Annotated in this window: 14 protein-coding genes and 1 tRNA gene; 8 read left to right on the forward strand and 7 right to left on the reverse strand. The window is 43.7% G+C overall.

What is annotated here, in order from left to right; translation table 11 throughout:
• Nucleotides 1-134: 134 nt before the first annotated feature.
• Nucleotides 135-947 carry a metallophosphoesterase gene (locus ACSYSH_RS04155; RefSeq protein ID WP_491702331.1) on the reverse strand — a complete coding sequence of 271 codons (813 nt, stop codon included), beginning with the start codon at nucleotides 945-947 and terminating at the stop codon, nucleotides 135-137.
• Nucleotides 948-1093: 146 nt separating this feature from the next.
• Nucleotides 1094-2104, reverse strand: coding sequence for a type I glyceraldehyde-3-phosphate dehydrogenase (gene gap / locus ACSYSH_RS04160; protein ID WP_252773434.1), 1011 nt, complete (start codon nucleotides 2102-2104; stop codon nucleotides 1094-1096).
• A 213-nt stretch (nucleotides 2105-2317) separates the two neighbouring features.
• Here gap and ACSYSH_RS04165 point away from each other — a divergent pair, with 213 nt between their 5' ends.
• The 4 genes from ACSYSH_RS04165 (at nucleotide 2318) to pyrE (ending at nucleotide 6021) form a co-directional block, all read left to right on the forward strand.
• Nucleotides 2318-2809 (forward strand): ECF transporter S component, encoded by a 492-nt coding sequence (locus ACSYSH_RS04165; RefSeq protein ID WP_489816530.1) that lies wholly within the window; start codon nucleotides 2318-2320, stop codon nucleotides 2807-2809.
• Between the two features lie 266 nt (nucleotides 2810-3075).
• Complete coding sequence (locus tag ACSYSH_RS04170; RefSeq protein ID WP_491702330.1) at nucleotides 3076-4410, forward strand: dihydrolipoyl dehydrogenase family protein; 1335 nt, start codon at nucleotides 3076-3078, stop codon at nucleotides 4408-4410.
• A 216-nt stretch (nucleotides 4411-4626) separates the two neighbouring features.
• On the forward strand, nucleotides 4627-5340 hold the full coding sequence (gene pyrF, locus ACSYSH_RS04175) for an orotidine-5'-phosphate decarboxylase (RefSeq protein WP_489816087.1): 714 nt from the start codon (nucleotides 4627-4629) through the stop codon (nucleotides 5338-5340).
• 45 nt (nucleotides 5341-5385) lie between these two features.
• Complete coding sequence (gene pyrE / locus ACSYSH_RS04180; RefSeq protein WP_491702329.1) at nucleotides 5386-6021, forward strand: orotate phosphoribosyltransferase; 636 nt, start codon at nucleotides 5386-5388, stop codon at nucleotides 6019-6021.
• A 116-nt stretch (nucleotides 6022-6137) separates the two neighbouring features.
• On the opposite strand, the gene metG is transcribed toward pyrE, so the two are convergent.
• Nucleotides 6138-8180 (reverse strand): methionine--tRNA ligase, encoded by a 2043-nt coding sequence (gene metG, locus ACSYSH_RS04185; RefSeq protein WP_491702328.1) that lies wholly within the window; start codon nucleotides 8178-8180, stop codon nucleotides 6138-6140.
• A 437-nt stretch (nucleotides 8181-8617) separates the two neighbouring features.
• On the opposite strand from metG, the gene ACSYSH_RS04190 reads away from it, so the two are divergent.
• Genes ACSYSH_RS04190 through ACSYSH_RS04205 form a run of 4 tightly spaced genes read left to right on the forward strand, consistent with a single transcriptional unit; the run spans nucleotide 8618 to nucleotide 11780 of the window.
• Nucleotides 8618-9409: a transporter substrate-binding domain-containing protein gene (locus tag ACSYSH_RS04190; protein WP_489816089.1), complete on the forward strand. Its 792-nt coding sequence runs from the start codon at nucleotides 8618-8620 to the stop codon at nucleotides 9407-9409.
• 27 nt (nucleotides 9410-9436) lie between these two features.
• Nucleotides 9437-10135 carry an amino acid ABC transporter permease gene (locus tag ACSYSH_RS04195; protein ID WP_252773428.1) on the forward strand — a complete coding sequence of 233 codons (699 nt, stop codon included), beginning with the start codon at nucleotides 9437-9439 and terminating at the stop codon, nucleotides 10133-10135.
• Entirely contained in the window at nucleotides 10132-10866 is a 735-nt protein-coding gene (locus ACSYSH_RS04200; protein ID WP_491702327.1) for an amino acid ABC transporter ATP-binding protein, read from the forward strand. Before ACSYSH_RS04195 ends, ACSYSH_RS04200 begins: the two co-directional genes overlap by 4 nt.
• The gene (locus ACSYSH_RS04205; protein ID WP_491702326.1) at nucleotides 10866-11780 is read left to right on the forward strand and encodes a DNA/RNA non-specific endonuclease; all 915 of its coding nucleotides are present in this window, start codon (nucleotides 10866-10868) and stop codon (nucleotides 11778-11780) included. The genes ACSYSH_RS04200 and ACSYSH_RS04205 overlap by 1 nt, the downstream gene beginning before the upstream one ends.
• Nucleotides 11781-11898: 118 nt before the next feature.
• Here the strand turns inward: ACSYSH_RS04205 and ACSYSH_RS04210 are convergent.
• The 4 genes from ACSYSH_RS04210 to ACSYSH_RS04225 all read right to left on the reverse strand — a co-directional run bounded on the left by ACSYSH_RS04210 (nucleotide 11899) and on the right by ACSYSH_RS04225 (nucleotide 13618).
• Nucleotides 11899-11982: transfer RNA gene (locus tag ACSYSH_RS04210), tRNA-Leu, on the reverse strand.
• A 77-nt stretch (nucleotides 11983-12059) separates the two neighbouring features.
• A complete protein-coding gene (locus tag ACSYSH_RS04215) occupies nucleotides 12060-12410 on the reverse strand; it encodes an ArsR/SmtB family transcription factor (RefSeq protein ID WP_252773425.1) in 351 nt (116 codons plus the stop codon).
• A 7-nt stretch (nucleotides 12411-12417) separates the two neighbouring features.
• On the reverse strand, nucleotides 12418-13035 hold the full coding sequence (locus tag ACSYSH_RS04220; protein ID WP_491702325.1) for a cadmium resistance transporter: 618 nt from the start codon (nucleotides 13033-13035) through the stop codon (nucleotides 12418-12420).
• 121 nt (nucleotides 13036-13156) lie between these two features.
• Nucleotides 13157-13618, reverse strand: a complete 462-nt coding sequence (locus ACSYSH_RS04225; RefSeq protein WP_252773423.1) for a universal stress protein — start codon at nucleotides 13616-13618, stop codon at nucleotides 13157-13159.
• Nucleotides 13619-13649 lie beyond the last annotated feature (31 nt).

Raw genomic sequence — 13649 nt, forward strand, 5'->3', positions numbered from 1 at the left:
TATTAACATTTGTTCAACTAATTTTAACACTTTCTTCTTATGTTAATAATTAAAAATCTACCTTCCGCCTGGCTGCTATTTAATGGCTTAGATTGATATAGACAAAATTAGAAAAAATAAATCCTTTCACAAGTTCAAACATCGAGAATAACTAAGCGGTTGCGCCACTCCGTCATAAAGTCGTGACTAAACCATTCCTTGACTCGACGAGTCCGATAACCAACCGAGGCATTATAAAAGGTAGTCTGCTGAATCGGCAATGCCTGAACATGCAGGTGCAAATGACCAGAAATGGCAACCTGAACTCGATTGGCCACCGCTAAATCACCGACAGCCTGACTACCTAAAAAAGATCTCAATACATCAAGCCGTTTCATCCGAAACGGTATTTGATCAATAAAGGCTTGTTCTTGAGCAAAATGATTAATTAAGATTGGCTTTTTCCCCATTTTTTTTGCGTCTTTGATATCTTGGTCCATCTGAGTTAGGTTAATGGCCAACCGTTCTGGATCGGTCATTGGTTGTTCAATTCGCCGGTCATACCAAAATTCACGCTTAAAACGAGTGATTTCTTCAATACTATGCTGATTTTGATCAAAACTATAATCATACCAACCATTATTGCCAATCAAGCGGGCCGAACCAATATCCAGCGTTTTATGATGGAAATAAAGGTCATCCACCGAACTTTCTAGTTCCTGGTAACTGACCCCCGCCCCCATTTCGTGATTACCAGCCAAAAAACGGACCGCAGTCGCCGACCCTAACCGCTTTTGCAGGTCGTGGGCAAAGTCTAATGTCTTATCAAAACGATTAAACAGGTCGCCAGCAATAATATAAACAGCAATTTGATGTTTTTGCAGGTAGACGGTTTGCTGTTCAAGCGCCCACTCTGTTTCAACCTTATTTAAATCCAAATGATTATCTGACGAAATAGCAACTTGCATCTTTGTCCTCGTGTTCTTTTTCTTCGTATAAACCAGTCTACCACGAGAGAACAAACAAGTTCGATTACCAGAAACCGATTTTGTGGTAATCAGTCAAAAAGAACACAAAAAAAGAACGCCGCAGCGTTCTTCCTTTATATAAATGATTATACGTTTGCAAAGTGCAACAAAGTACGGATCATGTTTGAAGTGAAACCATATTCGTTGTCGTACCATGAAACAGTCTTAACCAATTGCTTGTCACCGGCTTCGACGATTTGCGTTTGAGTAGCATCAAAAGTAGCACCATGAGTGTCACCAATGATGTCTGATGAAACGATTTCATCTTCGTTGTAGCCAAATGAGTCAGATGAAGCTGCCTTCATCGCTGCATTGATTTCGTCTGCTGAAACCTTCTTTGACAAAACAGAAGTCAATTCAGTAACAGAACCATCAACAACGGCAACACGTTGTGCGTGACCATCAACCTTACCCTTCAATTCAGGAACAACAAGGCCAATCGCCTTAGCAGCACCAGTTGAGTGAGGGATTGTGTTTACTGAAGCAGTACGGTTTGAACGGAACTTCTTTGACTTAGGACCATCCAAAATCATTTGAGTTGAAGTAAAGGCGTGGATAGTAGTCATCGTTGCCACTTCAACACCAAATTGGTCTTGCAATACACGAGCCATTGGAGCCAATGACTGTGTAGTACATGAACCAGCTGAAACAATCTTGTCGTCAGTCTTCAAGATGTCTTGGTTTACACCATAAACAACAGTTGGCACGTCACCAGCTGGAGCTGAGATCAAAACCTTCTTAGCACCTGCATCCAAGTGGGCTTGTGACTTTTCGGCTGAAGTGTAGAAACCAGTAGCTTCCAATACATATTCAACGCCATCATTCTTAACCCAAGGAATGTTCTTTGCATCGCGTTCTGCGTAGACAGTGTAGTGCTTACCGTTAACCACGATACCAGTTTCATCAGCAGAAACTTCAGCATCCAAAGTTCCATGAGTTGAGTCATACTTCAACAAGTATGCCAACATTGATGGGCTAGTCAAATCGTTGATGGCTGCAACTTCAACATCAGCTGCTGAGTCGCCAAGTTCCAAAATACGACGGAATGCCAAACGACCAATCCGACCAAATCCATTAATACCAATCTTCACAGTCATGTGTGTAGACCTCCAATTAATTTTTTGACTTATGTCAACAAGGACATTATAACACAAAGGCCAGAAACCAGTGCAAGTCTTCACTAGAAATTGTTTGGAAAATTAACCATACCATTTTCTGACTTTGTTGGATAACTGAAAAGAAACTTTTATTTTATTCATTATAATCCTTGCTATAATATTCCTATTATTTGAAGATATGGAGAGATAATGATGAATAAATACTTTACTACCAAGACCATCACGACTTTGGCCGTGATCACTGCTTTGAACCTCGCCCTTTCTTACGTGGTCCGCATTCCAACGCCAGGTGGCTACGTCAACTTAGTAGAAGCTGGAATTTTCTTAGTCGCACTGTTGGGTAGTGCACGCTCTGGGATGATTGTCGGTGGTTTATCCGGTTTACTCTTAGATCTTTTGGCCGGTTATGCTGCTTGGGCTCCCTTCTCTTTGATTATTCACGGTTTGGAAGGTTACTTAGCCGGATTAATTGGCGCTAAAAAATCAGTCATGAGCCAAACAATTGCTGTACTTGTGGCTTCACTTGTGATGGTTGTGGGCTACTTCTTTGCCACCGCCTTTCTTTCTCACAGCTGGGCGACCGGCTTTGCTTCAATTATTGGTAACATTGCTCAATGTGCCTTTGGTCTAGTCATCGCCCTCGTGGTTCGTCCCGCTTTGTCAAAGCGGGTGGCCTTAAACTAACTAAACCAAAATCACGGAGTAACAATATAAAAAGCCTTGACCAACATAGGCATAAGCCAAAGATTAGGATAATAAAACTTTGGGGTCATCTGCCAGTGTTGGTTGTGGCTTTTTCTTTATAATCATCTTTACAGGGGCTTTTTATTTGTTTAGATAATAAGCAAAAAATGTAAATAAAATGACAATTTGGTATAGTTTAAATTTCACTTCTAAAAGAAACTGTGCGATAATCATATTAAGCTTTCAAATTAGGAGGAATCTAGAAAATGACAGCATATGATTATGACGTTTTATACCTTGGAGCCGGCCATGGGGCCTTTGATGGCGCACCGCTTTTGGCCCAAGCCGGTAAGAAAGTCGCCTTTGTCGAAAAAGAAAAGGTCGGCGGCACCTGCCCAAACTGGGGTTGTAACGCCAAGGTTATCCTAGAAAATGCAGCTTCCTTACAACGTGAACTTCGCGCTTCAAACGGCATTGTCTCAGGTAGCGGTGATATTGATTGGGCCAAGAACATGGCCCGTAAAAAGGAAATTATCGCCATCTTCCCAAACGCTATCCAAAGTGGCATGGAAGGACTTGGCATCAAGTTCTACTTTGGTGCCGGTCACTTAGCGGATGCTCACACCGTCAAGGTCGGTGACCAAACCGTTACGGCCGAAAATATCGTGATTGCCACTGGTATGCACTCTAACCGCCTGAGCATCCCTGGCGCCGAGTACCTACACGATTCAAAGGACTTCTTGTCATTAGACCAAGCCCCCGACAAGATGGTCATCATTGGGGCTGGTTATATTGGACTGGAAACAGCCGCAATGATGAATGCCGCCGGTGTTGATGTAACGGTTATTCTGCGTTCCGACCGCGCTTTGCCGGCATTCAACCAGCGCTATAGCGATGCTTTAGTTAAAGCACTTGAAAAACAAGGGATTACATTCGTTAAGAATAGTCAGACCGAAAGTGTCGAACAAGTGACTTCTGGCTTTGCAGTCAAGACATCAACCGGTACCTATGAAGCCGATTACGTCATGGATGCTACCGGTCGAATTCCAAACACAGCTGACCTGGGCTTGGAAGACTTAGGAATTGAATTCGACAAGGCCGGTATTGTAGTCAACGAATACCTCCAAACAGCCGTTCCAAATATTTACGCTACTGGTGACGTGGTAAAAAAGAATCAGCCAAAGTTGACACCAACAGCAACTTTTGAATCCCAATATGTTGCCAAGCATCTCTTAGGTCAAGACGACCAAGCCATTAATTATCCAGCTGTTGGTACAACGGTCTTTACAACACCCCGTTTAGCCCAGACTGGCGTAACACTCGATGAAGCTGCCGCTCACCCTGACCAATATGATGTCGTTGAAAAGGACGTCATGGATGATTGGTACCGAATGGTCGACTATGAAAAGGAAGGCCACCTTTCATTGATTTATGACAAGGAAAAGCACTTAGTGGGTGCAATCGAAATTTCAGAACACGCAGAAGACATTATCAACGCTCTCTTGCCTGCCATTGAATTTGCCTATACGCCAGAACAACTGAGTCGCTTGGTTACAATTTTCCCAACGATTGGTTACTCTGCCATCGGCGACCTCCTTTAAATTAGAACTGCTTTTCAAGCCCTAAGGAAACACTCCTTGGGGCTTTTTTTAAAATAAATTTGTCGAAAGTCAACAGATAGTTTATACTTTCATTAGTCATTAATTGGTTCAGAGAAGCCAGATGATTAACTTACATTTAATTTTTAACACAATAAGACTATTCTCTGAACTTTTTTAGGGAATAGTCTTTTTTCTTGCTCATGAAGGAGAGTAACCATGGAAAAGCCACTAATGATTGCCTTGGACTTTGACGACTTAGCCGCCGTCACAGCCTTTTTAGATCACTTTCCGGATCCCAGCCAATTAACCGTCAAAGTCGGGATGGAGCTCTTCTACCAAGCTGGACCTGCCATTATTACTGATTTAAAAAAGCGCGGTTGCCAAATTTTCTTAGACTTGAAGCTTTTTGATATTCCCAATACCGTCCGCCAAGCTATGGCCCAAATCGGTCGTCTCGGTGTTGACTACGTCACCGTCCACTCGCTAGGCGGATCTTTAATGTTGCAAGCTGCCAAGGAAGGTCTGGAAATCGGGGCAGCAAAAACTAACGTCAACACGCCCGCCCTCCTGGCGGTAACAGAGCTAACTTCTATTTCCGACGAAGTTCTCAAAAACGAACAGCACGCAGCTCTATCAATGCAAGACCAGGTCTTGGCCTTAGCCCAAATGGCCGAGCAGGCCGGATGTGATGGTGTTATCTGTTCCGCCTTAGAGTTAACGACTCTAAACGCCCACTTACGACCCGATTTTCTCTTTGTTGTACCTGGCATTCGCATGCAAGCAGACCAAACCGGTGACCAAGTTCGGGTCGCCAGTCCCGACCAGGCTGCTGCAGATGGTGCCAAGGCAATCGTTGTTGGTCGGCCAATTACCAAGGCAAGTGACCCAGTTGCCGCCTGGCAGCGCTACCAGAGTGCTTGGCAAGGCTGACTTCGACCAATAAACACATTAAAAGTAACATGAAAGGTTTTATCCATGACAGTTTTAACAGAAACAATCCTCCAAGACTTAATTGATCACAAGATCGTCCAATTAAAGGTTGACGACACCTTTACCTTCGCCTCTGGCATCCAGTCGCCCATCTACACCGACCTGCGCCAAACAATTTCTTATCCCAAAACACGGCACGCCATTACCAGGGCATTAGCTGAATTAATTCAGGAACAGTACCCAGAAGTATCGGTGATTGCTGGTGTTGCCACCGCCGGCATCCCCCAAGCAGCCTTAGTTGCCGCCGAGTTGAATTTACCGATGGTTTACGTTCGTTCCAAGCCAAAAGACCATGGCACTGGCCGTCAGGTCGAGGGTGTCATCCAAGCAAATGACCAAGTTGTCTTGATTGATGACCTAATTTCAACCGGTGGGTCTGTTCTTGGGGCTGCAAATGCCGTCAAAAATGCAGGCTTCAACGTAGCCGGTGTCGTGTCAATTTTTTCATATGGTTTCCCAGATGCTGACAAGAACTTCCAAGAGGCTGGCTTTGATTTCGCCCCACTCTTAACTTATACCGGTCTCATTCAATTGCTAGCCGACCAACAAGTTATTAATGGCGAAGACCATGCCCGCCTAGCCAAGTGGCACCAGGACCCCTGGGCTTGGCCGTTAAAGTAAGGTTTTGATTGCGCGGTGGCTAAGATTTCATTACCACTAACATTTCCCCAAACAAGTCTTTCTTCAGCCACATGAAAAAAGGCGGTTGCTTGCGCAACCGCCTTTTTTACTGATTTTTATTCAATGCCTGAACCAGGTTCAATGACTTCTGGCAAAATCGTAACGGTTACAATACCGTTTTTTTCAGCAGAAAGGATCATTCCTTCTGATAGTTCACCAGCCATCTTTCGTGGTGCCATATTGGCCACGATTGCTACCGTCTTGCCTAACAAAACTTCAGGTTCCGGATACCATTGACGAATTCCCGACAAGATTTGCCGAGGCTTGTCAGAACCATCATCTAAAGTGAACTTAATCAGCTTCTTTGACTTTTCCACAAATTCAGCAGCAGTAATCTTAGCTGCTAAAATTTCGACTTTATCAAAGTCGTCGTACTCAATCAAATCCTTATGTTTTATTTCTTCGCTCACTTCTTGCTCCCTTGCGCCCTGCTTAGCTGCTTCCTTGACGGCCCGGCCTTTACCCTTAGTATCTTTTGAAACCAATGAGGCAATGTAGGCCACCTCTTCTTCCACATCCAAACGAGGGAAGATTGGCTCACCCTTGGCAACTACCCGCGTACCTGCAGGTACTTGATCGATTGCAAGACCAACTAATGAAACGCCCTTTTCGGGGTAGTCTAATCCAAGTTGGGCGAACATTTGTCGTGGCGCATCTGTCATGACCGGTTGCAGCATCGCTGCAACAGCACGGAGTGCTCCAGCCAAGTGAGCCAAAACAGATTGCAAAGTTGCTTTCGCAGCTTCATCTTCCCCAGCCTTCTTGGCCAAAACCCAAGGTTCCGTTTCATCGATATACTTGTTGGCTCGACGAACAACACCCCAAACAGCTTCTAAGGCGTCCGCTGTATGAACAGAGGCCAAGTGCTGGTTATATTCTGTAATCTGCTTTTCAACAACCAAATCCAAGTCTTCATCAAAATCAGTCTTGCCGGTTGTAAATGCTGGAATGACGCCATCTTCATACTTATTAATCATGGCGACTGTTCGATTCAAGAGATTTCCCAAATCGTTGGCCAAATCAAAGTTCACGCGTGACACAAAGTCCTCCGGTGAAAAGACACCGTCATTGCCAAATGGCATTGAGCGCAACAAATAGTAACGAACAGCATCCAAGCCATAACGGGCCGTTAAATCTTCAGGGTAAATCACATTTCCCTTGGACTTAGACATCTTGCCATCCTTCATCACGAGCCAACCGTGACCAATGATTTCCTTTGGTAACTCCAAACCAAGGGCATGCAACATGATTGGCCAGTAAATAATATGGAAACGAACAATTTCCTTTCCGACTAATTGCACATTAGCTGGCCAAAACTTCTGCAAAAGTGAATCATCAGCTGAATCGTAACCCAAAGCAGTAATATAGTTAGCTAAGGCATCAATCCAAACATAAATGACGTGACGTTCATCGCCTGGGACAGGCACACCCCAGTTAGAAGAAGTCCGCGTCACGGCCAAGTCTTCCAAGCCCGGCAAAATGAAGTTTTGCAACATTTCATTCATTCGTGCATGTGGTTGGACGAAATCAGGATGTGACTGATAGTAATCAACCAACCAGTCAGCATACTTAGACATTTTGAAGAAGTATGATTCTTCTTGGATCTTTTCAACTTCATGACCAGAAGGCGCCTTACCACCAATCATCTTACCGTTTTCGTCACGGTACACCTCAGCCAATTGTGATTCCGTGAAATACTCTTCATCGGAAACAGAATACCAACCTTCATATTGCCCCTTGTAGATGTCACCTTGGTCCAATAATTGCTGGAAAATCTTCTGAACTGCTTTTTCGTGTCCTTCATCAGTCGTTCGAATAAACTTATCATATGAAATGCCCATCAATGACCACAGGTCCTTGATATCCTTAATCATCTTGTCCAAGTATTCAATTTCGCTTGTACCGGCTTCGTTCGCCTTCTTTTGAATCTTTTCACCGTGTTCATCGGTCCCAGTCAAAAAGAAGACGTCTTCATCCAAAAGACGATGGTAACGAGCAGCGGCATCCGCCAAAACTGTCGTATAAGTATTTCCCAGTTGTAACTTTCCTGATGGATAGTAAATTGGGGTTGTGATATAAAATGTTTTCTTGTCTGACATATGAGTCCTTTCTGGTCAAATGATGACCGATACCATGCTTTCATTATAGCAAAAGCCGGCTAGCCAAACTAGGTGGAAGAACCAGCATGTGAGCAGACTTTTCCAGTAAACCATTTTGGAAAAATTAGTCATAAAAGCCGAACAATCGCTTTTAACCGATTTTTTTTACAGTAAACCAATTTTGTCTTTTTTGGTGAAATCGGTTCAATTCTGTTGACAAACTTTTCTTGTCCCGTTACACTGATAAAAAGAAATCGGAGAAGATTAATGTTAGCTAAAAGCTTAACTAACAACCCAAACATGACTGTGGTAAAGTGTTATTTACCGCTTTTTTAGGGTGGGTTTATCTGATTTACAGACGTAAAAACCGCCCTTGGTGTACACTAGGGGCGGTTTTATTTTGCACTGTTTTACCTATTTTGAGGAGAAGAAGTAAGATGAATAAGAAAGTTTTGATTTTACTGGCCGGTCTGATCGTGGTCATCGGCGGCATCTTTGGTTTTGCCCAGCTAAATCAACCAAAAAAAGATGAGACCATCAAACAAGGAACCTTAACCGTTGGTCTCGAAGGAACCTACGCACCATTTTCTTACCATGATGATTCTGGTAAACTAGTTGGCTACGAAGTTGACATGGCCAAAGCCATTGGTAAAAAGTTAAACATGAAGGTCACTTTTGTTCAAACAAAGTGGGATTCTCTCATCGCCGGTCTTGGTTCAGACCGCTATGATGCCGTGATTAACAACATCGGCATTCGTCCCGACCGCGAAAAGAATTATCGAATGTCAGAGCCTTACCTTTACTCAAAGTCAGTCTTGATCAAGCGTACTGGTGAAACTGATTTGAATTCATTGGCTGACATCAAGGGTAAGACGATGGCCCAGTCATTGACATCAAACTATGGTCAAGTTGCCCAACAAAAAGGTGCCAACATCAAGGCCGTTGCCGGTATCGTTGAAGCCATGAACTTGATTACTACCAACCGTGCCGATGGCTCCTTGAATGACCAAGGTGCCTTTGCCGCTTGGAAGAAAGCTAATCCAGATGCTGATTTGACCACAGTTGATATCTCAAAGGATATTCAATCGGTACCAACCGGTGTTTTGATGAACAAGAAGAATGCCGCTTTGCAAAAGGACATGAACAAAGCCATTTCTGAGTTAAAGAAGGACGGTACCTTGACAAAGCTTTCTAAGAAATACTTTGGCATGGACTTGAGCCACGACTAATTAATAAAAGTAAAGAGGAACTCTTTCATGACAGATTTTATCGATTTGGCAATTAAATACTTGCCAAGACTGTTAGTGGCGGCTTTTCAATACACTCTGCCGTTGACGGCCATGTCCTTCTTCTTTGGAATAATCTTTGCCATCACCACCGCTTTGATTCGCGTTGCGAAAGCACCGCAAAACGAGTGGGCTGATGCCGCTTTGAAAATTTTAAAGGGTGTTGCCGCTACCTATGTCTGGTTTTTCCGGTCAACGCCAATGTTGGTACAATTGTTCATTGTTTTCTACGGTTTGCCTAACGCACACATTGCTCTGTTCCAATCAGCTTGGGTTTCAGCCATCACCGTCTTTTCTCTGAATACTGGGGCCTATGCTTCCGAATCGATTCGGGCAGCCATCTCATCTGTCTCAGAAGTTCAAAAACAGGCAGCAGAGTCTCTTGGGATGACAACCACACAGGTTTATCTCTACGTTGTTCTACCACAAGCGGCCCGCATTTCAATTCCACCTTTGTCGAACTCGCTAATTTCCCTGTTAAAAGACACGTCACTGGCTTCCGTCATTACGATTGTCGAGATGTTTTACCTTTCTCAACAAATTGCCGCCACAAACTATAAGGTCCTTTCGATGTATATCCTCGTAGCCATGGTCTATGCCCTCTTTACGTCGCTGCTTTCGATCGGCCAACACTACTTAGAAAAGTACACATCGAGGTTTGCCCAATGATTAAAGTTGAAAATTTAAGCAAAAAGTACCCCGATAAAAATGCCCTGGATAACATTTCCGTCACCTTCCCGGCTGAGGAAACGACCGCCATTGTAGGACCTTCTGGCTCAGGAAAGTCAACTCTCTTGCACTCGCTCAATTTGCTTGAACGACCAACGAGCGGACGGTTGATTGTCGATGAGCTTGACCTGGATCTCAACAAAACGCTCACCCAGGTGCAGGTGCTTGATGTTCGAAAGCACTTCGGGATGGTCTTTCAAGAAAAAGCCCTCTTTACTCATTTAACTGTTCTCAAAAATTTAACTGAAGGACCCATTAAGGTTAAAAAAATCAGTCAAGAAAAAGCCTTAAAAAAAGCCCACGACCTGCTCAAGCAGTTTAATATGGAAGAGCTAGCTAATCGCTACCCCTATCAGCTATCCGGCGGCCAACAACAGCGGGTAGCCATTTTAAGAGCGCTAGCTATGGAACCCCAATATCTTCTCTTAGATGAACCCACTTCTGCTTTGGATCCCGAGTTAGAAGCCCAAGTCCTTCGTGTTCTACGCAAATTGGCTCAAAAAGAAACCTCCATGATTATCGTCACCCACAACATGGCCTTTGCACAGCAAGTAGCCGACAAAATTGTCTTTATCGACAACGGTCATGTTGGCTATGACGGCAAGACTGAAGACTTCTTCAATTCAAACGATCCACGGATCAAACAATTCTTAGGAGCAATGACTTTCTAATGACAAAAAAACGTGCTTATAGGCAGCGGCCCAACCGGCCCAAGCACTTTGGTTCGGCCGTCACAGCCTTAATTTTGGTTGTGGCGGCTTTGTCGTTCTTACCAGGTAAAAACGGCCATAACCAAGGTTACCAAAAAACAAACACAACGACTGCGAGCCAAAGCCTCAATCGCTCAAAAACTGCCCCGCGGCCGGCAGCCACAACCAATTCCGACCAAGACCTCTTAAAGATTAAATGGGACGGCACGCTCGACGGTGACATCGTCTACATTAACCAAAATCAAGCCACCTTTACCAGCCAGGAATTACAGCAGACTTTCCCAGCTCAAAGCGGCAACAAATTACGACCAACCAATGGTTTAGCCTTATCCGCCCTTGATTCTCTCGGTCGCTCCGGACAAGCAAACTTTGTGGCTACTAAAGCCAGCATGGATGCAGTCACTAAGCGGCCCGCCCGCATTCCCGAAAGTGTTCGCCCTTCTGGTTGGTATATCAACGATCATTTTACCGGAAGTTCCTGGGTTGGCGGCTACCATAAAAATCCACAGGTAAACCTTGGTGGCAGCAAACAAGCTCTTTGGAACAAGTCCCATATTGTTGGCTACCAATTCTTCGGGATGGCCACCATGGTGACCGAGAATATGACAACGGGAACCCGGGTAGAAAATGCCTATCCCGGACAGTTAGTCCCCGAAGATGATATTCGCAATGCCCTGAAAACAACCCCTAATATTAGCATTCGTGGCCAGGTCACACCACTTTATAACGGCACTGACCGCCTACCACAGGGTGTCCATTACATGGCAAAATCAGTAGAAGATAACGGTCAAACCCTAAATCTGAACTACTGGATTTTTAACGTCGAACCCGGCGTTACCATTAATTACCAAACTGGTGATGCCCAGGTTAATTGACCTATCATCGAATCACAACAAAAAGACCGCTCACCATGATGACATGGTCGCGGTCTTTTTCTTTGACTATTTAGATAAGAAAAAACAGCTAACAAAGTTAGCTGTTTGCTCTCATGAATGCCCTCGGTGGGAGTCGAACCCACACGGTGTTGCCACCACTGGATTTTGAGTCCAGCGCGTCTGCCAATTCCGCCACAAGGGCATTGCTGTATTTCACAACTATATTAGTATATCAACGGCAGATAAAACTGTCAACAAAAAAATATATTTTTATCATTTTTATTTGTGGTTTTTCTTGGCTGCGGCTTGCTCTTCAGCCACCGCTTCAGCGTGGCTCATTTCCCGCAAAACGTGGTCCACATGATGCTCGGCATTATTGAGCAAGGTTAAAATATGGGAATCATTCAGCTGATAGTAGACAGAACGTCCCACTTTTTCCACCGTGACAACCTGTGCCTCTCGAAGCATTTGTAGCTGATGGGAAACGGCAGACTGCTCCATCGAGAGCTGATCCACAATTTCAGAAACCGAACAAGGTTTCTCGCGCAATAGGGCTAGAATTGCTAAGCGCCTTTCCGACCCCAGCAATTTGAAAATTATACTTAATTCATGTTGGACATCTTTTTTCATATCCCTATTATAACAAGGAAAGTAAGTGTGTCACCGTTCCAGCATCAAATAAAATGTAAATCCCCAAAACTACATAGACCAGTAATTGCATAAAATCACCATAACATTCGAAGAAATTTTGAACTTTTTGCACCTTTGCTAATCGGTAAGCCAGGAAAATGCAACTTGTCAAAATGACTGTAAACATTAAAAAGATAATCGGTAAGACTAACCAATTAGCTAATAAGAAATAAGGAATATAGAGCGCAAGGTTATCAGCACCACAGCCAGCAATCGTCATCCAAACCACTGTCAAGATAATTCGTTGATGCGGTGTTTCTTGAACCTTAGTAACAAAAGCCTCGCCCTCCTCTTCTTCCTCATCTGAGAAATAATTTTTCAAGCCAATCGCAATCGGCACCAGGCCTAAAAATCCTAAAAGCCATTCGGCCGGTATTTGCTTGAGTACACCACCAATTAACAAAGCGACTCCCACTAACAGAGCGTTCCCAAGATAGGCACCCAAAACAATTGGCCGGACCTGCGACTTCTGACGAAAAGTGGCAAATAGTAAAACTAAAATCACGAAATAATCTGATGTTGTTCCTAAATATGAAAAAAATCCTGTCATTAACGTTGCTATCATCAACTGCTCCTTTTATATGAATAAGTTTTCATTTTTAACCCATTCAGTATAACATGAAATTTTATTCATGTATAGAACATAAAAAAACTGATAACCATTGGCTACCAGTTTTTGGATAAAATTAATCCTTAACGATCAAAACAGAAATTTTAGCGTTACGGGCGATGTAAGCAGCCTGTGAACCGATTGATTCAAAGAAGCCTTCATGTGAGTGAGCCCCAACAACGATTAAATCAGCCCCAACCTGTGGTGCGATTTCATCGTTTAAAATTTCACCAGCCTTGATACCGTCGTCAAAGACAACTTTCACGTTTTTCAATCCTTGTGAAAGTGCATAATCACGGTACTTAACCAGATTGTTTTCCAATTCTTGACGCTTTTCTTTGATGAAGTCTAAGTGTAAAGCGGAAATCGTTGACAAGTCCCCCATTTCCAAAATTGTCGCAATAATTAATTGCGAATTATCTTCACGAGCTTGGTGAATTGCGTTTGACAAGGCGTGGTAGCCTTGCTCTGATTCATCAACACCAACAAGAATTGTCTTAAATTGCTTTGGTTCTACATCTAATTTTAATTCAGCCATTATTTGCCTCCAGTGAATGTTAGAACATCGT

Source organism: Fructobacillus sp. ESL1117 (assembly GCF_058508565.1).